Origin of the sequence: Sphingomonas sp. DC5200-1 (assembly GCF_049897245.1) — a bacterium.
Classification (GTDB): Bacteria; Pseudomonadota; Alphaproteobacteria; order Sphingomonadales; family Sphingomonadaceae; genus Sphingomonas; species Sphingomonas aquatilis.
Genome location: NZ_JAFCVW010000008.1, coordinates 17804 through 41989, shown reverse-complemented (window position 1 = coordinate 41989; position 24186 = coordinate 17804). Strand labels below are relative to the sequence as shown.

16 protein-coding genes are annotated in these 24186 nt (G+C 67.7%); 9 read left to right on the top strand and 7 right to left on the bottom strand.

All coding sequences use genetic code 11. The features are described 5' to 3' along the window. Window positions 1-18 precede the first annotated feature (18 nt). From yghU to ACP7A3_RS16225, 3 genes are read right to left on the bottom strand one after another with little or no spacing between them, the layout of a single operon-like run. The gene (yghU, locus tag ACP7A3_RS16235; RefSeq protein ID WP_426256616.1) at window positions 19-909 is read right to left on the bottom strand and encodes a glutathione-dependent disulfide-bond oxidoreductase; all 891 of its coding nucleotides are present in this window, start codon (window positions 907-909) and stop codon (window positions 19-21) included. A gap of 55 nt (window positions 910-964) precedes the next feature. Continuing rightward, entirely contained in the window at window positions 965-2092 is a 1128-nt protein-coding gene (locus ACP7A3_RS16230) for a sensor histidine kinase (RefSeq protein ID WP_426256615.1), read from the bottom strand. Next, a complete protein-coding gene (locus ACP7A3_RS16225; protein ID WP_426256614.1) occupies window positions 2082-3302 on the bottom strand; it encodes a sigma-54-dependent transcriptional regulator in 1221 nt (406 codons plus the stop codon). The genes ACP7A3_RS16230 and ACP7A3_RS16225 overlap by 11 nt, the downstream gene beginning before the upstream one ends. 129 nt (window positions 3303-3431) lie before the next feature. On the opposite strand from ACP7A3_RS16225, the gene ACP7A3_RS16220 reads away from it, so the two are divergent. From ACP7A3_RS16220 to ACP7A3_RS16195, 6 genes are all read left to right on the top strand, one after another. Beyond that, window positions 3432-4724 (top strand): efflux RND transporter periplasmic adaptor subunit, encoded by a 1293-nt coding sequence (locus tag ACP7A3_RS16220; RefSeq protein ID WP_426262754.1) that lies wholly within the window; start codon window positions 3432-3434, stop codon window positions 4722-4724. An 11-nt stretch (window positions 4725-4735) separates the two neighbouring features. After that, on the top strand, window positions 4736-5413 hold the full coding sequence (locus ACP7A3_RS16215; protein ID WP_426256612.1) for an ABC transporter ATP-binding protein: 678 nt from the start codon (window positions 4736-4738) through the stop codon (window positions 5411-5413). 14 nt (window positions 5414-5427) lie between these two features. Then, window positions 5428-7848: an FtsX-like permease family protein gene (locus tag ACP7A3_RS16210; RefSeq protein ID WP_426256611.1), complete on the top strand. Its 2421-nt coding sequence runs from the start codon at window positions 5428-5430 to the stop codon at window positions 7846-7848. Then, window positions 7841-9088, top strand: coding sequence for a TolC family outer membrane protein (locus ACP7A3_RS16205; RefSeq protein WP_426256610.1), 1248 nt, complete (start codon window positions 7841-7843; stop codon window positions 9086-9088). Before ACP7A3_RS16210 ends, ACP7A3_RS16205 begins: the two co-directional genes overlap by 8 nt. Before the next feature lie 97 nt (window positions 9089-9185). Further along, on the top strand, window positions 9186-10511 hold the full coding sequence (locus tag ACP7A3_RS16200; protein ID WP_426256609.1) for an MFS transporter: 1326 nt from the start codon (window positions 9186-9188) through the stop codon (window positions 10509-10511). Then, window positions 10508-11605, top strand: coding sequence for a glycoside hydrolase family 68 protein (locus ACP7A3_RS16195; RefSeq protein WP_426256608.1), 1098 nt, complete (start codon window positions 10508-10510; stop codon window positions 11603-11605). The genes ACP7A3_RS16200 and ACP7A3_RS16195 overlap by 4 nt, the downstream gene beginning before the upstream one ends. A gap of 7 nt (window positions 11606-11612) precedes the next feature. Here ACP7A3_RS16195 and ACP7A3_RS16190 read toward each other — a convergent pair whose 3' ends face one another. Further along, entirely contained in the window at window positions 11613-12674 is a 1062-nt protein-coding gene (locus tag ACP7A3_RS16190) for a LacI family DNA-binding transcriptional regulator (protein ID WP_294312108.1), read from the bottom strand. Window positions 12675-12771: 97 nt separating this feature from the next. On the opposite strand from ACP7A3_RS16190, the gene ACP7A3_RS16185 reads away from it, so the two are divergent. After that, window positions 12772-15534, top strand: a complete 2763-nt coding sequence (locus ACP7A3_RS16185; RefSeq protein WP_426256607.1) for a Tat pathway signal sequence domain protein — start codon at window positions 12772-12774, stop codon at window positions 15532-15534. After that, the gene (locus ACP7A3_RS16180; protein WP_426256606.1) at window positions 15531-16187 is read left to right on the top strand and encodes a DUF6250 domain-containing protein; all 657 of its coding nucleotides are present in this window, start codon (window positions 15531-15533) and stop codon (window positions 16185-16187) included. Before ACP7A3_RS16185 ends, ACP7A3_RS16180 begins: the two co-directional genes overlap by 4 nt. A 40-nt stretch (window positions 16188-16227) precedes the next feature. Here the strand turns inward: ACP7A3_RS16180 and ACP7A3_RS16175 are convergent, their stop codons facing one another. After that, complete coding sequence (locus ACP7A3_RS16175) at window positions 16228-19401, bottom strand: TonB-dependent receptor (RefSeq protein ID WP_426256605.1); 3174 nt, start codon at window positions 19399-19401, stop codon at window positions 16228-16230. A 209-nt stretch (window positions 19402-19610) separates the two neighbouring features. Here ACP7A3_RS16175 and ACP7A3_RS16170 point away from each other — a divergent pair, with 209 nt between their 5' ends. After that, window positions 19611-21551, top strand: coding sequence for a rhamnogalacturonan lyase (locus ACP7A3_RS16170; RefSeq protein ID WP_426256678.1), 1941 nt, complete (start codon window positions 19611-19613; stop codon window positions 21549-21551). Between the two features lie 19 nt (window positions 21552-21570). Here ACP7A3_RS16170 and ACP7A3_RS16165 read toward each other — a convergent pair whose 3' ends face one another. Then, window positions 21571-23073 carry an MFS transporter gene (locus ACP7A3_RS16165; protein ID WP_426256604.1) on the bottom strand — a complete coding sequence of 501 codons (1503 nt, stop codon included), beginning with the start codon at window positions 23071-23073 and terminating at the stop codon, window positions 21571-21573. Further along, window positions 23073-24185 carry a glycoside hydrolase family 88/105 protein gene (locus tag ACP7A3_RS16160; RefSeq protein ID WP_426256603.1) on the bottom strand — a complete coding sequence of 371 codons (1113 nt, stop codon included), beginning with the start codon at window positions 24183-24185 and terminating at the stop codon, window positions 23073-23075. The genes ACP7A3_RS16165 and ACP7A3_RS16160 overlap by 1 nt, the downstream gene beginning before the upstream one ends. Window position 24186: the final 1 nt, after the last annotated feature.

Here is a 24186-nt window from a genome sequence, read left to right as displayed (position 1 = left end):
GTCAGCCAGTCCTGGATGTCACGCGGCCTCGTGCCCTTCCGCCAACGCACGGTCGATATCCGCTGCGCTGTGGCGTTCGGCGAGGAAGGTGCCGGGCGCGCCGGTCAGGCGGTTGACGATGCGGCCGCGGCGGACGCCTTCGCGTGCGGCGATCGTATCGGTCCAGCGGCGGACGTTCGGATAGTCCTCGACCGACAGGAACTTTTGCGCGCTGTAGATGCCGTCCATCAGACCGCCATACCACGGCCAGGCGGCGATATCGGCGATCGTATAGTCGTCGCCCGCGAGGAAAGCGTTGTCGGCCAGCCGCGTGTCGAGCACGTGCAGCTGACGCTTCGCCTCCATCGCATAGCGGTCGATCGCATATTCGATGCGGAAGGGCGCGTAGGCGTAGAAATGGCCGAAGCCGCCGCCGACGAAGGGCGCGGAGCCCATCTGCCACATCAGCCAGTTGAGCGTTTCGACCCGCGCCGGGCCCGAGGCGGGCAGGAACGCGCCGAAGCTTTCGGCGAGGTGGATCAGGATCGATCCGCTTTCGAACAGGTGCAGCGGCGGATCGCTGCGGCGGTCGAGCAGCGCCGGGATTTTCGAATTGGGGTTGATCGCGACGAAGCCGCTGCCGAATTGGTCGCCCTTGCCGATCTCGATCGGCCAGGCGTCGTATTCCGCACCTGCATGGCCGGCGGCGAGCAGCTCTTCGAGCATGATCGTCACCTTCTGCCCGTTGGGCGTGCCCAGCGAATAGAGTTGCAGGCCATGGTCGCCAGTGGGGAGGTCGCGTTGTTGCGTCGCGCCGGAGATGGGGCGGTTGATGCTGGCGAACTGGCCGCCATTGCCCGGGTTCCATGTCCATACCTCGGGCGGGACGTAGCCGGCGGGCTGGTTGTTGGCACTGGTGTCGTCGGCCATCGATCGGGCTCCTCATGGGTCGGGCGCTGAACGCGCGAAAGGGGGTTTGGCGCCGTCAGGGGATCGTGAGGCGGAAACGGGTCGGCGCATCGGAGGCTAGCGTCAACGTGCCGCCATGCGCCAGCGCGATCTGCCGCGCGAGGCTGAGGCCCACACCGGTGCCGTCCGCCTTGGTGGTATGAAAGGGGCGGAAGATGCGGGCGACGGCGTCTGCGGGAACGCCGGCGCCATTGTCCTCTATCTCGATGGCTAGCGTGTCGTCTGCCGTGATGCGCAGCGCCACCAGCGCCCCGGCGGCGTGCGCGGTGGTGGCCGCTTCGGCGGCGTTCTGTAGCAGCGCCCAGACCGCCTGCACGATCTGGTCGCGATCGAGCGTCCAGGCGTCGGCATCCGCCGTCACAGACAGCGCGACGGCGGGCCAGCGCGTGGCGAACAGGCGCGCGAGATCGTCCGCCAGTTCCCCCACCGGCACCGCACGCCGCGTGGGTTCCGGCAGGCGGGCGATGGCGCGATAGGCTTCGGTGAAGCGCTGCAACCCTTCCGCGCGGCGCGCGAGCGTGTCGAGGATTTCGCGCAGCAACGCCACGTCGACCTGCGGCCGCGCGACCGCGACGGCGCCGCTTTCGGCGAGCGAGGCGATGGGGGCGAGGCCGTTGAGCAATTCGTGCCCCAGCACCTGGATCATCTCCGCACTGGCGCGGGCTTCGGCGGCGCGCTCCTCCTGTTCGATGTCGATCAGCGCGGCGACGTCCTGCCCGTTGGCGACGCGCACGCGGTCGATCCGCCAGCCCCGACCTTCGTGGCGCAGATGAGTGGCGGTGGCATCGGTCAGCGCCGGCGGCACGGGCAGGATACGGTCGTCGGTCGCGAACAGGCGCCGTGCGGCGCGGTTGAGCGCGCGCGCGGCGGTGGCGTCGATCGCCAGCAGCGGCGTCGGCGCGGCGTCGAGCAACAGTCGGAGGACCAGCCCGTCGGCGTCGTCGGTCCGTGCCGGGTCCGGTCGGACTACATCGCGCGGGCGCGCCACGAGCCACCAGTTGAGCGCGGCGAGCCACAGCGCAACCAGCGCTGCGCCAGCGCCCAGGCCCCAGGTGCCTTGCTGCCAGGCGAGCGCCGCGACGATGCCCGCCACGACCAGTCCGAGGCTGAGGGCGATGGGCGAGGGCCCGCGCTTAAAGACCATAGCGCGCCATCCGCCGATACAGCGCGCCGCGGCTGAGGCCGAGCGCCGTCGCCGCCTGCGTGACGTTGTGGCGATGTTCGCGCAGCGCTGCCTCGATCATCGCGCGCTCCGCATCACTGAGCGCGAAATTCGCCTCTGGCGCGGTGGGGACCACATTGTCCGCGATCGGGGCGGCGGGTGCGATGAGCGCGGCATCGAGGATGCCATCGTCCGACAGCAGCACCGCGCGTTCGATCGTCAGCGCGAGGCCGCGGACCTCGTCCGGCCAGACGGCGTTGCGGATCGCCGTGATCGCGGCGTCGGTGAAGCGGACCGGCGGCCGCACGAACCGCTCGGCGGCAAGGCGCGCGAAATGGCGCGCGAGCAGCACCGCATCGTCGTCGCGCGCACCGAGCGGCGGCATCACTACCTCCACCGTCGCCAGCCTGCGTTGCAGTGCGGGGGACAGCGCCGTGACGCTGGACGCGATCGCGATGCAGCGGATGCCGGCCGGCAGCCGCTGGGCAAGCCGATCCTGTGCGAACGCGTCCAGCCCGTCCGGGTGTCGCAAAATCGCGGTGCCTTCGGCCGTATCGAACGACGCCCCGGCGGCAGGATCGCGCAGGTCGATCGTGATCGGCGCCCGCGTGGCCCATGGCGAGGCGGCGTGGATCGCCAGCGCCGCAAGCGTCCGGCCGCTTCCGGCGGGCCCTGTGACGGTGACGCCCGCGGGGGTCGGCGCGATGCGGCGGATCAGCGCGCGCACCCGCTCCATCGCCGCGCTGTCGCCGAGCAGGCGGGCGGGTTCGGCTCCGGCGGACGGCGGCGACGCCGGCGCCGCGGCCGCCCCGCGCAGGATCGCCCCCTCGACGCGGGCGAGCAGGTCAGCGTTGCGCCACGGCTTCATCGCGAAATCGCGCGCGCCAGCCTGCATCGCCGCGACTGCGATGCGGATACCGCTATGCGCGGTCAGCACGATGACGCAGGCGGCCGGATCGTCCGCCATGATCCGGGCGAGGCAGGCGAGACCCTGTTCGCCACTCGATTCCCCCGGCGTGAAGTTGAGATCGAGCAGGATCGCGTCGTAGCGCTGCGTCGCCAGGCGCGACATTGCCTCCTCCGGCCCTTTGGCACCATCCAGCCGATGGCCGGCCATGCGAAAGGCGATGTCCATCGCGCCGAACACCGCCGGATTGTCGTCGATCAGCAGAATCGTCCGTCCGGTTGACACGCTGTCCGACCGTCCATTTCCGGACAGTGCGTCCGCTTGCGAACGGTCGCCGTCCGATGTTTGAGGTAAAAGTCCAGTATTCATAATGGTTTAGGCTTTTCGGCTGTTCGCGGCGACACTGGCGCCATGATGACCGAACCGTCCGAACACGCAACTGCTTCCCCCGGTACGTCGCCGGGTGCCGCGATGGACCGCCGCGTCGATCGGCCCGCACGCCCCTGGTGGCGACGCCGTGGCGCGATTGCCGTCTGCCTCGCGCTGATCGCTGCCATCGCGCTGTGGCGGATCATGCCGGCGAGCGGATCGACCGACGTCGCCGCCACGGACATCGACACCGGCACGATCGAACGCGCGCCCTTCGCCGATTACCTGCCGGTCCGGGCGACCGTGGCGCCGCGCGTCACCACGTTGGTCGGCGTGCTGTCAGGCGGGCAGGTCGAGAAACTGCTGGTCCAGGACGGCGCGATGGTGGCGGAGGGGCAGCCGCTCGCGACCCTCGCCAACCCGACGCTGAAGCTCGACGTGCTGACCCGCGAGGCGCAGATCGCCAGCCAGCTGGGCGGGCTCGCCGGCGAAAATCTCGGCATCGCGCGCAATCGCCTCGATCGTGCCGGACAGATCGCACAGGCGAACTACGACCTCATCAAGGCGCGCCGCGACCTCGGCATCCGCCAGCAGCTGCACGACAAGGGCTTCGTCTCCGATGCCGGCGTGAAGAGCTATGCCGAAGAAGCGGCCTATCAGGAAAAGCGGCTGGCGCAGCTGCAATCAGGCGGCGCCGCGGAGGCGCGGATCACCACGACGCAGGGCGCACGGCTCGACGACACGCGCACGCGGCTGGAGCGCAATCTCGCCGCGGTGCGATCGGGGCTCGACGCGCTGACGGTCCGCGCGCCCGCTGGTGGCCGGCTGACCAACTTTACGCTGCAGCCCGGGCAGACGCTGAAGCCCGGCGACCCCGCGGGTCAGGTCGACAGCGAAGGCTCGTGGAAGCTGGAGGCGGATGTCGATGAATATTACCTCGGCCGCGTCGCGGTCGGTCAGCGCGCCACCGCGAACGGCATGGCGCTGACCGTGTCGAAGGTGCTGCCGGCGGTGAAGGACGGGCGCTTCCGCGTCGAACTGACGTTCGACCGCGCGCCGACAGCCAGCCTGAACCGCGGCCAGACGATCGACACGCGTATCACGCTCGGCAGCACCGCGCCCGCTCTCGTCGCGCCGGTCGGCGGCTGGCTGGAATCGGGTGGCGGTTCGTCCGCCTTCGTGCTCGACGCCGATGGCCGCCATGCCCGCCGTCGCACCATCAAGACCGGCCGCCGCAACCCCGAACAGGTGGAAATCCTGTCCGGCCTGCAACCCGGCGAACGCATCGTCACCACCAACACGTCGTCCGTGAAGGGCGACATCCTCAACATCCGTTGAAAGGGCTCTTCGTGATCCGTCTCGAAAACATCCAGCGCCGCTACGTCTCCGACGAGGTGGAAACCACCGCGCTCGCCGACATCGACCTGCACGTCGCGGCGGGGGAGTTCCTCGCCATCATGGGGCCGTCGGGCTGCGGCAAGTCGACGCTGCTCAACACCTTGGGCACGGTCGATCGGCCGACGGGCGGCCGCTATCTGTTCGGCGATCGCGACCTTGCCGCGTTGGACGAGGTGGAGCTGGCGAAGTTTCGCGGCTCGACCCTCGGCTTCGTGTTCCAGAGCTTCAACCTGATCGACGAGCTGACGATCGAGGAGAATATCGCGCTCGGCCTCGCCTATCGGAAGGATGCAGGCGACCGGAAGGCGCGCGTCGCCGCGGCGATGGACAAGGTCGGCATCGCCCACCGCGCCCGCCACTTCCCGCACCAATTGTCGGGCGGCCAGCAACAGCGCGCCGCCATCGCCCGTGCGATCGTCGGCGATCCCAAGCTGATCCTGGCGGACGAACCGACCGGCAACCTCGATACCGCCAACGGCGAACAGGTGATGGGCATCCTGTCCGCGCTCAACGCCGAGGGCGCGACGATCGTGATGGTGACGCACTCGCCCAGCCACGCCGACATGGCGAAGCGCCGCATCGACATGCTCGACGGCCGCATCGTCGCCAGCGCCATGCGCGCGATCTGAGGGGAGGGGACGCCATGAACCGCTTCGCGCTTTTGTCGCTGTACCGCTCGCTGACCCGGCACAAGCTCTACGCCGCGCTCAACATCGGCGGCCTTGCCGTGGGCATCGCCGTGTTCCTGGTGCTGGGCCTCTACGTCCGGTTCGAGACGGGGTTCGAGAAATGGCTGCCGAACCATGACAAGATCTATCTCGTCGAAACCGTCTGGAACATGAAGGGTAGTGAATATAACGGCCCGACGCCCGAGACGATGGGTGGACTGCTCGACGAGTTGAAGGGCGATTTCCCTGACATCGTCGGCACGCGCTATTCCGGCGGCAAGAACGGCGGCAGCGTGTTGCGCAACGGCGTCGCGACGCGTGAGGATTTGGCGCAGGCCGATCCGACCTTCTTCGATGTGTTCGATATCCCGATGGTGAAGGGCGACGGGCGGCAGGCGCTCGCATCGCCGACCGGCCTGCTGCTCAGCGAAAGCCAGGCGCGCAAATATTTCGGCACCACCGATCCGATCGGCCAGACGATGACGATCGCTGCCGCGGGCGACACGCCCAAGCAATATCGCGTCACCGGCATTTTCCGGGACCTGCCAGCAGCGACCGAGCGGCAGTTCACGATGCTGGTCCAGCTGCCGAAGACAGGTCATCCCGAGCAGTGGACACACTGGGGCAGCACGTCGCTGTCGACCTATCTCCGCTTCGATACGTCGGCGGCGGCGCAGGCGTTCGAACAAAAGATGCCTGCGTTCGTCGAGCGGCATGGCGTGCGGGACATGGGGCCGAAGCCGTCGGAATCGATAGGCCTTGCGATGTATCCGCTGACCAAGGTGCATCTGACCAACGATATCGGCGACGGGCAGCGCCAGACGGTCGTGACGCTGGGCATCGTCGGCGTGCTGACGCTGCTGATCGCGCTGGTCAATTACGTCAATCTCGCCACGGCGCGCGCGGGGCTGCGCGCGCGGGAGGTGGCGATGCGCAAGGTGCTGGGGGGCAGTCGCAGCGCGCTGGTTCGCCAGTTCCTGGGCGAAGCCGTGCTGACCGTTGCGGTGGCGGCACTGGGCGGTTTGATCCTGGCCGAGCTGGGCCTGCCGTTGGTCAATGCGGCGGGCGGCCTGTCGTTGACGATTCCCTATCAGATCGTTGTGCCGGCGCTGGTCGTGCTGGCGATCGTCACCGGGATCGCGGCGGGCTTCTACCCTGCGGTAATGCTGGCACGCTTTCCGGCGGCGGCGGTGCTGGCGTCGTCACGCGCGCCGGGCGGCGGCCGGGCGGGGACGCGGACGCGCGAGGCGCTGGTCGTCTTCCAGTTCGGCCTCGCCATCGCCTTCATGATCGGCACCGCGGTGCTCGTCGCACAGACGCGCTATGTGCGCACCGCCGATATCGGGTTCCGGCGCGACGGCCTGCTGGTGATCCCGTCCCTGTCGAGTGCGCAGATCAGTCCGGGCCAGGCCAACGCCATCGTCGCCGCGATCCGCGCGCTGCCGATGGTCAAGGCGATCGGCCTCTCCAACTTCGCCGTGGGCGGCAGCGGCAGCATGAGCAGCGACAACGTTCCGATCCCCGGGCGGCCGGGAGACGGCCCGATGCTCAACTGGGTCGATGTCGGCCCCGACTTCTTCAAGGCGCATGGCGTCGGCGCGGTGGCGGGGCGCCTGTTCGACAACGCGCATCGCATGGACGACAACAGTCAGCGGCCATCCGGGGCGGCCAAGAACATCATCATCACGATGAAGGCGGTCGGCACACTGGGTTTCCGTTCGGCGGATGAGGCCATCGGGAAGACGGTCGGCGGCGACCGTCCGCGTACGATCATCGGGGTCGTTCCCGATATGCGCTTCCGATCGCCCCGCACGCCGACCGTGGCGACCTATTATTACTACACGACCAAGGCGCCGTCGTTCGTGACCGTCGCGAGCGTGCGGGTGGCAGGCGATCCGCGTGTCGCGCTGGCGCAGGTGAAGGCGATCTGGCAGCGGATGGCGCCGCAGGTGCCCTTCGGCGGCAAGAGCGCGGATGACCGGCTCGATGACTTCTACAAGGCCGACGAGCAGGCGACGCGGCTGTTCGCGATCGGCGCTGGGCTGGCGGTGGTGATCGGTTGCGTCGGTCTGTGGGGGCTTGCCTCGTTCAACACCGCGCGGCGGATCAAGGAGATCGGGATCCGCAAGACGCTGGGCGCGTCGTCGGGCGATATCGTCAAGCTGCTGGTCGGGCAGTTCCTGCGGCCGGTGCTGATTGCCAACCTCGTCGCCTGGCCGATCGCCTTCTTCGCGATGCGGACGTGGCTGGCAGGGTTCGTGGATCGGATCAGCCTGTCGCCGCTGTTCTTCCTCGGCGCGACCTTGCTCGCCGTCGTGATCGCCGTGCTGACCGTGCTGGGGCAGGCGTTGAAGGCGAGCCGCGCGGCGCCGGCATGGGCGTTGCGCCATGACTAAGCGCCTCGTCGCCATCGCGTTGTTGCTGAGTGCCGCGCCCGCCTCTGCCGAGACGCTGCGTGAGGCGATCGCGGCGGCCTATGCCACCAACCCGCAGCTCGCGGCGGCGCGGGCGCGGCAGGAGGCGCTGGCGGAGACGCCTGCACAGGCGCGGGCGCTTGGACGGCCGACGCTGTCCGCGAATGGCGGTGCGGGATACGACCGGCTGGGATATGGCAGTTCCGGCAATGCGTCGGTCGCGGCCGATCTGCCGATCTGGACCGGCGGGCGGGTGCGCGCGGCGGTCCGGGCGGCGCGCGAGGATGTCGCCGCGGGCGCGGAGGGGCTGCGCGATACCGAAGCGGCGATCCTCCAGGGCGTCGTGCTCGCTTATGCCGATCTGCTCTACAATCAGCAGGCGGTCGAGGTGGCGCGCGTCGGCATCGAACGGCTCGACCGGCAGGTGGAGGAGGCGCGCTCGCGCTTCAACCTGGGGCAGGGGACACGCACCGACGTCGCGCAGTTGGAGGCGCAGCGCGCGACGGTCGTCGCCAATCTCGCCGATGCGGAAGGGGCGCTGGCCACCGCCGCCGCAGCCTATCGCGCCGCGGTGGGGCAGGATGCCGGTGCCTTGGTCGCCGACGTGCCGCCGCCCGCCGCTCTGCCCGCCGATCATGGCCAGGCACGCGCGGCGGCTGAGGCGTCGAACCCTCTGCTCCTCCAGCAACGCCGCGTCGTCGCAGGGTCCGCCGCGCGGATCGATGCGGCCCGCGCGGAGGGCGCGCCATCGCTGGACCTGACGGGCGGTTATGGCCGCGGCCTGATCGTCGGCGATGGCCGGACGCGTGGGTATGACGCCGCCGCCTCCGCCGGGCTCAGCCTGCGCATACCGTTGTTGACCGGCGGCCTCGTGCCCTCGCGCATCCGCCAGGCCCAGGCGACCAACCGCGCCGAACGCTTTCAGGCCGAAGCGACACAGCGCGAAACCGTCCGCAGCGTCGATGCGGCCTGGGCGACGTTGAGTGCGGCGCAGGCACGGCTGCGCGCAAACGTCGATGGTCTTGCCGCCGCCGATCTCGCGCTGAAGGGCGTGCGTGCCGAATATGCTGTCGGCCTGCGCACGACGATCGACATTCTCGTCGCCGACCAGAGCTATCGCAGCGCGCAGCTGGCGGTCGCGTCGGCGCGTGCGGATGTGCTGGTGGCACAGGCGGCGCTGCTGCGCGCGATGGGACGGCTGGATGGCAGCGCTTATGGCTGATTACAGCGCATGCAATCGATTGTTGTATTGATCGGCGCAAACCGCTATCGCTGACCCGATGACGCTGCGACGATGGCGTCCGTCAGGGAGAGGCGCCATGCGTATGCCGGAGATGAAGCCGCGACTGTCGGTGCCGCGTATCCTCGAGATGAACTTGGGGTTCCTGGGGCTGCAGTTCAGTTTCGGGCTGCAACAGGGCAATATGGCGCCGATCTACAGCTATCTCGGCGCGTCGGAGGCGTCGCTGCCGCTGCTGCAACTGGCGGGGCCGATGACGGGGTTGCTGGTCCAGCCGCTGATCGGCGCGCTGAGCGACCGGACGGATACGCGCTGGGGCCGGCGGACGCCCTATTTCCTGGTCGGTGCGCTGATGTGCGCGATCGGGCTGTTTTGCATGCCGCTGAGCAGTTCGATCCTGATGGCGGTGTCGCTGCTGTGGATCCTGGATGCCGGCAACAACATCACGATGGAGCCGTATCGCGCCTATGTCTCCGACCGGCTCGATCCTAGTCAGCATCAGATCGGTTTCCTGACGCAATCGGCGTTCACCGGCCTTGCGCAGATGCTCGCCTTCCTGACGCCGTCGCTGCTGGTGTGGGCGGGGATGAACCAGGATTGGGTCGACGCGCACAACATCCCCTATACCGCGCGCATCGCCTTCATGGTCGGCGCGGTGCTGTCGCTGACGACGATCGTCTATTCGGTGCGGCGCGTGCCCGAACTGCCGCTGTCGCTCGCCGAGCGCGCGCGGATCGCGGCGGCGCCCAAGGGCCTGGGGGCGGCGCTGCGCGAGATCGGCACCGCGATCGTCCAGATGCCGCTGGCGATGCGCAAGCTGGCGCTGATGAGCCTGTTCCAATGGTATGCGATGATGGCCTATTGGGCCTATGTCATCTACGCGATCGGCCGGTCGGTCTATGGCACCGCCGACGCGACCTCCAGCGGCTTCCATTCCGCGGTGCTGACCAATGGCGTGATGGCGGCCTGGTATAACGGCATCGCCTGCGTCGCCGCCTTTGCGATGGTGCCGCTCGCCCGCCGGATCGGTGCGGCACGGCTGCATGGCGTCTGCCTGGTGCTGGCGGGCGCGGGGATGATCGCGCTGCCGCATGTCACGACCGCGGCGATGCTGTTCGTGCCGGCGATCGGGATCGGCATCGGCTGGGCGAGCATGATGGGCAATCCCTACGTGATCCTCGCCGGTGCGATCCCGCCCGAACGGACGGGCGTGTACATGGGCATTTTCAACATGATGATCGTCATTCCGATGCTGATCTTCTCCACGACGATGCCGCTGATCTACGGCCCGTGGCTGGGCGGCGATCCGCGCAACGTGCTGACCCTGTGCGGCGTGCTGATGGTCTGCGCGGCGGCGGCGGTCGTCTGGGTCCGCGAACGCCCGGTCGTGGAGGCACGGGCATGAGCGTGTGGCGGCGTGAGGATGCCGCGCGGGCGGTGGCGGATGCGGCGGCGCGGCTGCCGGCAATCCTGGCGAAAGATGTGGTGGCGATCGATCCCGCCCGCGACCTGTGGGACATGTGGCCGATCGCACGCCGCGACGGCACGACCGCGACGATCGACGGGCGGCACTATTGGTTCTTCCTCGCCGTGCCGCACGCGCCCGATCCCGAGGCGCGGCACGATGTCGCGCGCATCCGCCTGTACAGCGTCGGCGCGGACGGCTGGCGCGATCACGGCGACGCCTTTCCCGACGGTTTCACGCCGGGCACGCGCGAATGGTCGGGCAGCGCCTGGCTCGCCGAGGACGATGTGACGCTGACGATGCACTTCACCGCGGCGGGTGTGCGCGGCGGTGGTCCGCGCTTCACGCAGCGCCTGTTCGAAACCGCCGGCCGGCTGGTCGACGGCCGCGTCACCGACTGGAGCGCGCCGGTCGAGACGGTGCGCTCCGACGGCCATTGGTATGCGCCGGCCGAACAGGACGCCGCGATCGACGACCGGATCAAGGGATTCCGCGATCCGGGTTATTTCCTCGACCCCGCGACAGGGCGCGAACACCTGCTGTTCACTGGCTCTGCGGCGGGTGCAACCGACGTGCAGGACGGCGTCGTCGGCCTCGCCACGCGCGACGGCCTCGGCTGGGCAATCGAGGCGCCGCTGGTGGACGCGACCGGCGTCAACAACGAACTGGAACGCCCGCATATCGTCGTGCGCGACGGCCTATATTATCTGTTCTGGTCGACGCAGGCGAAGCGCTTCGCCCCCGGCATCGGCGCGCCGACCGGCCTGTACGGCATGGTCGCCGATCACCTGTGCGGCCCGTGGCGCCCACTCAACGGCAGCGGCCTCGTCGCCGCCAATCCAGTCGAGGAACCGACACAGGCCTATTGCTGGTGGGTGACGGGCGAGGGGGATGTCATCAGCTTCGTCGATTATTGGGGTCTCGACGGTGTGCCGCGCGGCAGCGACGCCGCCTTCCGCCGCGCGCATTTCGGCGGCACCGCTGCGCCGTTCTTTCGATTGGAGCTGAAGGGCGACACCGCGCGGATCGCCTGACCCCTCGTCAGGCGCTGTCGCGCGCGACCAGCACCGGCTCCATCACCAGCGACGGGCGATCTTCGCCCGCGATGCGCGCGAACAGCGCATCGACCATCGCCTCGGCGCCGCGTGGCAGATCCTGCCGCACCGTCGTCAGCCCGATGCGCGCCTGCGCGGCGAAGGGCAGATCGTCGAATCCGGTGACGGCGATCCGTTGCGGTACGGCGGTTCCGCGCCGGTCGAGCACCGCGATCGTCTGCATCGCGATCACGTCGGAGGCGGCGGCGATGCCGTCGATCGCGTCGCCCGCGCGGTCGAGATTCGCGGCGATCTCTGCGGCCATGATGTCGGAGGCGAGGTGCGTGTCGAGCTGCAGCGGTGGCGGCAGCCCCGCGGCCTCCGCGGCGATGCACAGGCCGTGGTGGCGGTCGATCAGCTCGAGCGTCCGCACCTCGCCCATGAAGGCGAGCCGGCGACAGCCGCGCGCGATCAGCCGTTCGCCGACCAGTCGGCCGCCCGCGACATTGTCGACGCCGATCGCGCAATGCGCCTGACCCGGCACGGTGCTGCCCCAGACGACGAGCGGGCGATAGCGGCGCGCGACCTCTTCGATCACCGCGAACTGGTCCGACTGGCCGATCAGTAGCACGCCGTCGAGCGTCCCCGACCGGACGATATCGTCCAGCCAGTCGTCGCTGTCGGGCACGACGCGGGACAGCAGCACGTCATAGCCGCGGGCGGTGATGCCGTCGGCGAGATGGCCGAGCAGCGTCATGAAGAACGGGTCGGACAGATGCTGTCGCCGCTCATGGCCCAGCGGCACCGCGATGCCGATCACGCCGGTGCGCTGCGTGCGCAGCCGGCGCGCCATCAGATTGGGGCGAAAGCCATGTTCGGCGGCGATCGCGGCGATGCGCTGGCGCGTCTGTTCGTTGACGAGTGGGCTGTTGGCGAGCGCGCGGGATACCGTGCCGGGATTGACGCCGGCCAGCCGGGCGATGTCCTTCAGGGTGCGGATCGGGCGCTCAGCCGTGGTCATGGTGACGGCATAGGTCGCGCCGCGGCGGAAATGAAGATGCCACCGCATCTTGCGCCAGAGCGCCCGGCCGGAAATGGCTTTGACCGCAGCCGTCAAATAGTATCATATGATGAAAAGCTGTCCTATATTTGAGAGGGTGCCGGACATGGCCGACTGGAGCCGCAGGACGTTCCTGCTTTCGACGACGGCCGCGACCGCGGCAAGCGTGATGGGGACGGAGGCGGTCGCCGCCGCCGATACCGTCGTGAAGGCGACAGGCGCGACCGGGGGCAATGCCGGCTGGCTCGACGGCGCCCCACCCGCAGCGCATGAGGGCATGACCTGGGGCCAGCCCTGGCCGCGCGGCACGCGAATGGCCGATGCATACCGCGTCCGCGCAGGCGGTGCGACGCAATCCGTGCAGAGCTGGCCGCTGGCATGGTGGCCCGATGGCTCGATCAAATGGACTGGCCATGCGGTGCCGGCCGACGCCGCGCTGGGAGCCGACCTGCGGGTCGAGGCGGGCAGAGCCGGCAATGCGGGCCCGGCGGTGCGCGTGGCCGAGCGGGGTGACGCGATCGAGGTCGCGGTGGGTGACACGAGCTGGACGATCGGCCGCAGCGGCGCGGCGATCATCCGCAGCGCGACCAGCGGCGGGCGTGAGGTGCTGCGCAACGTGGCACTCACCGCATCGGCGCAGGATGATTCCGACGACGATGCCGAGGCCGCCCCGCGGCGGTTGCGCTACGCCAGCCGCATCGAGCATGCCGTGGTCGAACAGACCGGGCCGATCCGGGCGGTGGTGCGCGTCGAAGGCCAGCATGAGGGCGAGGGCGAGCGGTGGCTGCCCTTCTCACTGCGGCTCTACTTCCATGCGGGCTCGGCGTCGGTGCGGGTGGTGCATAGCCTGATCTTCGACGGCGATCCCGCCAGGCGCTTCGTCCGGGGACTGGGTGTCACCGGTGAGGCGCCGCTGCGTGATGCGCTCTACGATCGTCACATCCGCTTCGCCGGACAGGATGGCGGCCTGTGGGCGGAAGCGGTGCGGCCGCTCACCGGCTTGCGTCGCGATCCCGGCAAGGCGTTCCGCACCGCCCAGACCGAGGGCCGCGCCGTACCGCCGATCGGCCAGATGGCGGCGGCGGTGCGCGACAAGCTCGACTATATCCCGGCCTGGGGGGAATTCCGCCTGCGCCAGCCGAATGCGGACGGCTTCGCGATCACCAAACGGACCGGACCGGGCCATGGCTGGGTTGACGTGGATGGCGGCCAGCGCGCCGCGGGTCTCGGCTATATCGGCGGGGCGAGCGGCGGCGTTGCCTTTGCCATGCACGATTTCTGGCAGCGCTGCCCGGTGGGCCTCGACGTTGCCGGTGCGGATGGCGACGGGGCGCGCTTCACGCTCTGGTATCACGCGCCCGACGCGCCGGCGATGGATTTGCGTTTCTATCACGGCACGATGGGCATGGCGGATTACGCGCACCAGAATCTGGGGCTCGACGTCACCTACGAGGATTACGAGCCGGGCTGGGGCGATGCGTCGGGCATCGCGCGGACCAGCGAGTTCCGGCTATGGGCGCTGCCCGCCACGCCGAGCCGTACGCGCCTTGCGCAGATGGCGGTGCAGGTCGCCCGCCCGCCGCGCATCGTCGCTGCCAATGCCGCGGTGCATGACGCCCATGTCTTCGGCATCTGGGGGTCTGCCACGCCGCCCGGGCCGGGCGTGCGCGGCGGCATCGAGACCCGCGCGGCGCGCGAATTGGACTTCTACATCGGCCAGATCGAGCAGCGTCGCTGGTACGGCTTCTGGAACTATGGCGACGTCATGCACAGCTATGACGACGACCGGCACGTCTGGCGTTACGACATCGGCGGTTTCGCCTGGGACAACAGCGAGCTGTCGAGCGACCTCTGGCTCTGGTACGCCTATCTGCGCACCGGCCGCGCCGACGTGTTCCGCATGGCGGAGGCGATGACGCGCCACACGGGCGAGGTCGACGTCTATCACACCGGCCGCTTCAAGGGCTTCGGCACGCGCCATGGCGTGCAGCATTGGGGCGACAGTTCGAAACAGCCGCGTATCTCCAACGCCGCCTATCGCCGCATCTTCTATTACCTCGCCGCCGACGAACGCTGCGGCGACCTGATGCACGCGCTGATCGACAGCGACCGGATGCTCGCCAACGTTGACATCATGCGCAAGGTCGGCGCGCATCTGCCCAATGACGGCGCCACGGTGGGGACGGGGGCGGTCGTCTCCGAAAAACCGTTGCCGGCGGGGCAGGTGTTCATGTCGTTCGGCACGATCTGGGGGCCGCTGGTCGCCGCCTGGATGACCGAATGGGAACGGACGCGCGACACGCGCTGGCGCGACCGGATCGTCGCGGGCATGCGCACGCTGCCGACGCTGCCGAAGCAATGGTTCGCGGGCGGCGCGGCGTTCGACCTTGCCACCGGGCGGTTCGTGGGCGGCGGCGATACCGTCAGCATGAGCCATCTCAACGGCGTGTTCGGGGTGTTCGAAACGATGGCCGAGCTGCTCGAGCTGGTCGACGTGCCTGCCTATCGCGCCGCGTGGATCGACTATTGCGCGTATTATAACGCGCCCGAAGCCGCGTTCCGCGCGAAGACCGGTGATCCCGGCAAGGGGCGGGCGCTGACGCAGGCGCATTCGCGCTTCACCGCGTATGCGGCGGTGGCGACGAAGGACACGGCGCTCGCCCGGCGCGCCTGGGCGGAATTTACCGGCGTGGGCGACCGGGCTGGCCGCGATCAGACGAAGGGCACACGGCGCATCTTGCCGCCTGCGGTGCTGAAGCCGGTCGATGAGCTCGCCGACGTCTCGACCAACGATGCGGCGCAATGGGGGCTGTCGGCGACCGCCAATCTGGTGCTGCTCGCGCCGCTGATGGACGGCGGCAGCCTGTGACGGTGCGCGCGCTGCTGCTCGCCGCGGTGGTGGTCGCGGCGCCGGCGGCGAACGCGCGCGAAACCCTGTCGCACTGGCGGATCGAGGCGGAGCCGGGCGCCACGGTCACGCTGCGGCGCGGCGGGGTGATCGATATCGACGCGGCGGACGGCGTGACGCTCTGGTATGCTCGCCCGCTAACGGGACCGGTCGCGATCGATTACGACGTGATGGCGGTACAGGCGGGCGGCCCGCACGATGCGGTCAGCGACGTCAACGCCTTCTGGATGGCGCAGGACCCGGCGGTGCCCGGCGGATCGGTGCTTGTGCGACCGCGCAACGGCGCGTTCGCGGAATACGATACGCTCAAGACTTATTATGTCGGCATCGGCGGTAATCGGAACACGACGACGCGCATGCGGCGCTATGTCGGCCGAACGGGGGATCGGCCGCTGCTGCCCGAACACGATCGCAGCGACGCCGCCGCGATGCTGGTGCCCAACCGCTGGATGCATATCCGCCTGATCGCGAAAGGGCAGGAGATCGCCGTGGAGCGCGATGGCGTGCGGCTGTTCACGATGCACGACGCCGCGCCCTATACGCGCGGCTGGTTCGGCTTGCGCACGACCCGCAGCCATTTGCGGATCCGGAACGTACGGTTCTCGCGGCTATAGGAAAAGGGCCGGATCGTCTGGCGATCCGGCCCGTGCCTTGTCAGAACTTGAGCTGGAACCCCGCAAAGAAGCGCTGGCCCGGGTAATAGACTTCCACGGTGCCGATGTTCTTAATGTAGCTCTGTGAATATTCCTTGTTGATGTTTTGCATTTCCATGAACAGGCTGTAGTGCCACTGCGGGAAGCGGAAGGTGATCTTACCGTCCAGATAGCCCTCGCCCTTACGATAGATCGGGTTGTTGCTGTTCACGCTGTTGACCGCCTCGACCAGCCAGTCGGAGCGATAGTTATAGCTGAGCCGCGCGTTGAGCCATCCCTTGTCGTAGAAGACGCTGGCGTTGTACGTCCACTTTGACAGGCCGGGATATTCGTCGAGCGGTTGACCGGTCGCACTATTGGTCAGGTTGGTCCGGATCGCGCGGGCGAAGGTGACATTCCCGGAGGCGCCGAGGCCGTCGAACGGCGCCGGCAGGAACGTGAACGCGGTCTGTGCGCTCGCTTCGATACCGTCGAGCAAGGCACCGAAGCCATTGATCGGCTGGCGCACGGTGTAGGTGATGCCGTCACCGAACAGGTCGACACCGCTGCGGGTGACGTTCGGTACGACGAAGCTCTTTTCGTACTTCTTGTAATAGCCGATGCTCACCAGCGTGTCGCGGTTCGGATACCAAGCGAGGTTCGCTTCCCAGGCATCGGCGCGATAGGGCTTGAGCGCGGGATTGCCAGCAGTGCAGATGTCGTCGGCCGCAGCGACGGTCGCATCATCGAGGCAGTTGATGTTGGGCACGAGGTCCAGCGGCTTCGGCCGCGCCAGATTCTTCGCCCAGTTTGCCCGCAACACGAGCGTAGGCGTGATCTCGAGCGCTGCGTTGAACGCGGGCAGGACATCGAAGTAACTGTTCGTGAGCGACAATTGCTGGGCGCGAAGGAAGACGGTTTCGGTGCCGCCCGTCGCCGTGAAGCGGGTGACACGGGCGATATTGGTGCCCGTGCCCTGATCGCGTGTGTAGGTGTAGCGTGCGCCGGCGTTGCCGGTCAGGCGCATGCCCAAAACCCGGGTGTCGAAATTCGCCTGCACGTAACCGGAGGCGATCTTCTCGTTGATCTTCGCCTGTGGGATCTGGGGAAGCCCGTCCGACTGGAACAGCAAATCCTGATCGAAGCCGGACAGATCGTACAACTGGCCGATCAGTTGCGGGGTGAAGTTTGCGAACGCGATCCGATCAGGAATGCCGCTTGGTGCCCCCTTCAGTCCGCTGAACAGCGGCGCGCCGCCGCTGGTCGCACCGAGCGACGTCAGCAGCGCGGCATATTCCGCTTGCGTCAGCTGAACGTTGTAGCCGCCGCCGCCGATAGTGCCGGTCGGCGTTATGCGATTGGTGACCGTCGGCACGATGCTGGTCGTGTACGACACGTTGGCGCTGGTCTGGTACACCGGCGTGCTGGTCCCGCCCCCCGACAAAATCCGCGACCCGCCTCCGTTGTAAAGCAGATAGTCCTGATTGCGGAACTGGCCGCCATACTGGATATTCTTCAGTGGACCGGCTTCGACCAGCCAATCGACGTCGAGCTTCAGCTGGTCTTCGCTGTTGCTGGAGAATGTCGGACGATATTGGACGGTCGGTCCGAGCACCGTCGACGTCGTGCCGATCCCGTTACCGGGACGCGTGAAGTTGGTGTAGATGCTGGGATCGGCCGGATTGATCGAGCTCGGATATGTGAAGACCGGAATGCCGAGGCTGTTGCGCGTATCGACCTGGACACTCGAAATGCCGGTCGACAGCGAAATCAGGTTTGTCTGGCCGTTGGTGTCCGCCGTCGAGTGCGACACGAGACCCTTCACCTTGACACGGTCGAAGTCCCAATCGAAGCCGCCGAGATAGTAGCGTGACTGCTGATTGTACTGGAAGTCGCGGCGCTGGACGCCAAGGATGTTGCTGGAGCCGCTATAATTCGGGGCGGTTGCGCTGCCGATATTCACGGGGTTCGCCGCCGTGGTGTAGCTCGTCACGATGTGATTGGCATTGACCGTAGCGCTGCTCTGCTGAACCTGCGGGCGCGACGTGCCACCATTGAGGCCCGCTGGTAGCTGGGCATCGAGGGGGAAGCGCTGAAAACGTCCAAGGTCGAGCGCGTAGTTGGTGTCGAACAACCGCTGGTCGCGATTGTTGATCACCGCCTCGCCAAACACGCGGAAGTTGGGCGCCACTTCATATTGGACCGTCAGGTCGGCGGACAGGCGCTTGTCGCGGCGGACGAGGTTACGATAGCGCGGACCATTGGGCGCCCAATCGAAGAACTGCGTTTCGCATGCCAGCCGCCGGGCCGTCGCATTCGACGCGTTCTGGCCGCCGACGCCTGCGCAACTCGCATAGGTGTTGAAGTTGGAATAGAGCGGATCGGCGACGGTCTTCTGATCGGAGTGATCGAAGTCGGCGAGGCGGGTCCAGCCAGTGTTGCTGGCATAATCCTGGCGGGTCGACTTGTCATCGTAGGTTGCGTTGAACAGGACGCCGAGGCCGTCGATCAGGAACTTCGGCGTGCCCAGGATCACCGTGGCGCGCGGACGCCAGTCCTGCGTCAGGTCGAGGTGCTGTTCGGAGAAGACGACTGTTCCCAGCGGCTTCCTCAATTCAAGCGGCTTGCGCGTCTCGATCGACACCGTGCCGCCCAAGCCACCTTCCGTCAGGCTCGCCTGATAGCCCTTGTAGACGTCGATCGACTTGACCAGTTCGGTGGCGAGTTCGCGGAAGTCGCCAGCGCGCGAGCCCAGAGCCGATGCCTGGCTGACGCCATTGACTTCGACGCGGTTGAGGTCGGGTTCGACGCCGCGGATCGACACCTGCGTGCCTTCGCCGAAGTCGCGGCTCAGCTGCACACCAGTGACACGCGCCAGGCTGTCGCCGACGTTCTTGTCGGGGAAGCTGGCGATGTCGTCGGCGACGATCGAGTCGACGACGGTGCCGGCGTTGCGCTTGCGCTGGATCGCCGATTGCAGGGAGGCGCGCGTGCCGACGACGACGATGTCGCCCGGTGCCTTTTCGTCGAGGTCTTGCTTGGGGGCGTCGGGCTGGGCCTGCGCGGTCGTGGGCGCGGTCTGTGCCAGCGCGGGCATGCCCGCGATCAGGCCGAACGCTAGGGCGCTCCACGCCGAGGTGCGCAGCATGGCGCGGGCACCGGACCCCGAAACCGTGAATGCAGTGGAACCCGTCATGTCATCCTCCCTCATGCGTCCATGCCTGCCCCCGATCTGCGCGGGTTGGCGGCGGTGGAGCCCCATTCTCGATTGCCTGTGTAACTAACCACAATGTGGAATGCAATCGTATAGATTGGAATTTCGAAAAAGGGTGCTATCACTGTCGCAAGCCGCACCGACGAGGCGGCGCAGGGGTAAGCGGCGCGATGCGTCTGGAGAGGAATGCGATGGGACGGCAGGCATTACGGAGCGGAATCGCGGGCTGGGTCTTGCTGGCAACGGGCGTGGCGGCGTCCGTGCAGGCGCGGGCGGAAGGGCCGGCACGGCAGGCGGAACGGCTCGATCGCGGTGTCGTCGCGGTGCCGGCGGAGGGTGGTGGCGTGCTGGTCGACTGGCGGTCGCTGTCGTCCGATCCCAAAGGCGTCGGGTTCGACGTCTATCGCGACGGACGTAAGGTGACCTCCGCACCCGTCACGCAATCGACCAACTTCCGCGATCCCGACGGCACGCCCGTCAGCCGCTATGCGGTGCGGATGATCACGCCGGGCACTGCGGGCGCGATGACGCCGGCGGTGCCGGTCTGGGCCAAGGGCTATTGGTCGATTCCGCTCGATCCCCCTGCGGGCGGGACGACGCCGGATGGCGAGGCGTATAGCTATACGGCGAACGACGTCGGCATGGGCGACCTGGACGGCGACGGTCAGCCCGATCTGGTCCTGAAATGGGACCCGACCAACAGCCATGACAACAGCCAGGGTGGCTACACCGGTCCAGTTTACCTGGACGGCTATACGCTGGGCGGCAAACGGCTGTGGCGGATCGACCTGGGTCGCAACATCCGAGCCGGCGCGCATTACACGCAATTCCTGGTGCAAGATTTCGACGGCGATGGCCGCGCCGAAGTGGCGATGAAGACCGCCGACGGCACGGTCGATGGCCTGGGCACGGTGATTGGCGATGCGAAGGCCGACTGGCGCCAGCATGACGGCGAGGTGCCGCAGGCGGACAAGACCGGCGCGCATGTCACCGCCGACGGGCGGATGGTCGCGAAGCTCGCCGGGCGTATTCTGACCGGGCCGGAATATCTGACCGTCTTCGACGGGCGTACCGGCAAGGCGCTGGCCACCGCGCCTTATGATCCGCCGCGCGGCCCCCGCAGCGATCCGGGCTTTGCCGAGATGGCAAAGCTGTGGGGCGATGCGTACGGCAACCGCGTCGACCGGTTTCTGGCGGGCGTCGCCTATCTCGACGGGCGGCACCCGAGCATGATCTTCGGACGCGGCTATTATGCGCGCACCGCGATCGCGGCATGGGACTATCGCGACGGCAAGCTGACTGAGCGGTGGCTGTTCGACACGAACCAGCCGGGCAACGCGGATTACGCCGATCGCGGCAATCACCAGTTGAGCATCGCCGACGTCAACGGCGACGGGCGTGACGAGGTGATCTACGGGTCGATGGCGGTGGATGCCGATGGCAAGGGGCTGTGGACGCAGCCGCTCTACCACGGCGATACGATGCACGTCGGCGACCTCGATCCATCGCGGCCGGGGCTGGAGAAGTTCGGGGTGCACGAGCAGATCGCGCATAATGGCGGCATCGGATCGGCCTTGCTGGATGCGCGGACCGGCGAAATCCTGTGGACCAAGCCCGCCAAGACCGACACCGGCCGCGGGCTCAGCGCCGATATCGACCCCCGGTATGTCGGCGAGGAGATGTGGGGGGCGAACCAGCCCGACCTCTACGACGTGCATGGCACAGCGATCGGGCCGCATCCCAGGCAGACCAACTTCGCGATCTGGTGGGACGGCGATCTGCTGCGCGAACTGCTCGACGGCACGACCATCAGCAAGTGGAACTGGAAGACGGGCAAGGCCGAGCCGCTGTTGATGGCGGAAGGCGCCGCGTCGAACAACGGCACCAAGGCAACGCCTGCCCTCCAGGCCGACCTGATCGGTGACTGGCGCGAGGAGGTGGTGTGGCGGAGCGCCGACAATCGCGAGCTGCGAATCTATACGACGCCGTGGCCGACGACGCACCGGATCACCACGCTATTGCAGGACCCGGTCTACCGCGCCGGGATCGCGTGGCAGAACACGGCGTATAACCAGCCGCCGCACACCGGCTTCTACCTCGGCATGACCAAGGCGTCCGACACGCCCGAGTGAGGGGACGGGCGCAGCCCGGTCAGAGGACCGGGTTGCGGCCCCACAATCGGTCGTAGCGCCAGCCCGACAGGTCCTCGACGATCGCGCCGCTCTGCGGGGTGGCGGGCATGGTAGCGCCGGCGCGCAGCCGTTCGATCTCGTCCATCAGCACGGCATGGGTGGTGGGATCGAGGCGGAAGCGCAGCGACACCCATAGGCCGAAGGCGAGGATGGCGAGCGTGCCGCCGATCATCACCGCGACGATCGCGTGGACGGTGACCGATGACTGGCTGGTCGCGCCGGCGACAAAGCCCGACAGCTGCAGGATCTGCCCGACCGCGATCAGCGCGATCGCCTGCGACATCTTGCGCACGAAGGTCATGACGCCGGCGAAGGCGCCCTCGCGGCGGCGGCCGGTGACGATCTCGTCGACGTCGGCCATGAAATTGTAGGTAGCCCAGGGGATGTAGTTGAGCGCACCGCGGCCTAATCCGGCGAAGACGACCGGGATCGCGAAGATCCAGCCGCTGGCGCCATGGCCGCTCCACCACAGCCCCAGGAAGATCAGCACGCCGATCGCGAAGCTCACGCCCGCGATACGATAGGCGAGCGCGGGCGACGCCCGCAGCGCGAAGTTGATCGCCAGCAGGACCGCGACCGTCTGCACCGCATAGGTGAGGCCGGCGAGGTTCGACACCGCCAGCGTCGTGCCGCCCAATGCGAAGACGACGAAATAGGCAAAGGCGGCGTTGAAGATATCCTGGCTGATATAGCCGCCCAGATACATGCCCAGGTGCAGGCGGAACGCGCGGATGCGCAGCGTCGAGAACAGGTTGCGATAGAGATCGCGGATCGCGGCGGTCGGCGTCATCTTTTCGCGGGCGAGAGCCGCGGTCTCCGCCGAACGCGGGCGTTCCCAGCTGAACAGGTACAGCAGCGTCGCGGCGCCCATGAACAGCACGGCAAACAGGATACCCATGTAGAGGTAGGTGTCGGGCGAATCCTTGCCGAGATGCTCGATCAGCCGGCCGGGTAGGATCGCGGCGAGGATCGCGGAGATCTGCCCGCACATGATGCGCCAGCCGGCGAACTTCGCCTTGCTGCGGTAATCGCTCGCCATTTCGGCGGCGAGCGTTTCGTAGGGGATGATTTCGAGCGCATAGACCAGCTCGAACAGGATGTAGGTGACGAGGTAATACCAGAAGGTCTGGCCCGACACCCACATGATCGCGAACGAGGGTAGGAGCGGGATGGCGGCGAGGATGAAGGCACGCCGCCGCCCGAACCTGCGTCCCGCCCAGGTGTCGCCGAACCGATCGGAGATATAGCCGATGGTCGGGCTCGCCACCGCGTCGAGCACGCGGGCGATGCCGAAGATCAGCGTCGCCTGCGCTGCCGACAGGCCGCAGAAGGTGGTGTAGAAGAACAGCACCCAGGTGCTGATGACCGCCATCGACCCGGCGCCGAGGATGTCGTTCGATCCATAAGCCGCGAAATTATACCAGCGGACCGGACGGGCGGGGGCGATGGCGGCCTGGGTCATCAAATGTACGTCCGCAGGAATTCGCCGAGCGCGCAGATCGCCAGGCTCTGGCCATAGGGCATCGAGGTGAGGGCGATGTCTTTGTAGAATTGCATCGTGTCGCCCATCGCGGTGCCGAAGCTGACCTGCTTCAGCTCGCCCGTCTCGTCGATATTCGCCAGCACGGCGCGGATCGCCTTGATCCCGACCGCTTCATACTGGCGCGGCAGGTATCCCTTCCGCACCGCCTTCAGGATGCCATAGGCGAAGCCGGCGGTGGCGGAGGCCTCCAGATAGCTGGTCGGATCGACGATCAGCGTGTGCCATAACCCGCTTTCGTCCTGATGTTCGGCCAGCGTCTTCACCTGTGCCGCCAGCGTGTCGATCAGGAAGGTGCGGAAGGCGTCGCCCGGCGGCAGGTCGAGCATCTCGATGATTTCGGGGATCGCGATCGTGACCCAGCAATTACCGCGCGCCCACAAGGCACCCGCGAAATTGTGTCGGCCGTCGAAGGTCCAGCCGTGATACCAGAGGCCGGTCTGGCGATCGAACAGGTACTTGATGTGGATCAGGAACTGGCGCTTGGCCTCCTCGATATAGTGCGGGCGGTCCAGGATCTGGCCGATGCGGGCTAAGGGCAGCACGCTCATCATCAGCGTGTCGTCCCACATCTCCTGCGGGTTCTCGTCGTTGAAGACGATGTGCTGGAAGCCGCCCTCCTCGGTCTTGGGCAGGCCATCGTCGGCCATCAGCCATTCGGCCCAGATGTCGAGATAGGGCAGATACGTCTGGTCGCCGGTCTGCTCGTACAGGTTGGCGAGCGTCAGGAAGGGCGACATGGTGTTGATGTTCTTGGTCGGCGTGCCGGCGGCGAAGCGGTCCTCGAACCATTTCAGCATCACGTCCCAGGCGGCCTGATCGCCGGTCTGTTCCCAATAGCGGTACAGGCCGAACAGGCCGATGCCGTGGGTCCATTCCCAGTCGTTCCACCCCTTGGTGTCGATGACGCGGCCGTCCTCCAGGCGGAGCAGGAACTCGCCGGTCTCGTCCTTGATGTTGACGAGGTTGTCGATCAGCTTGGCGATCTGCGACGTCACCTCGGCGCGGGGGATATCGTGATTGAGGGCTGCCACG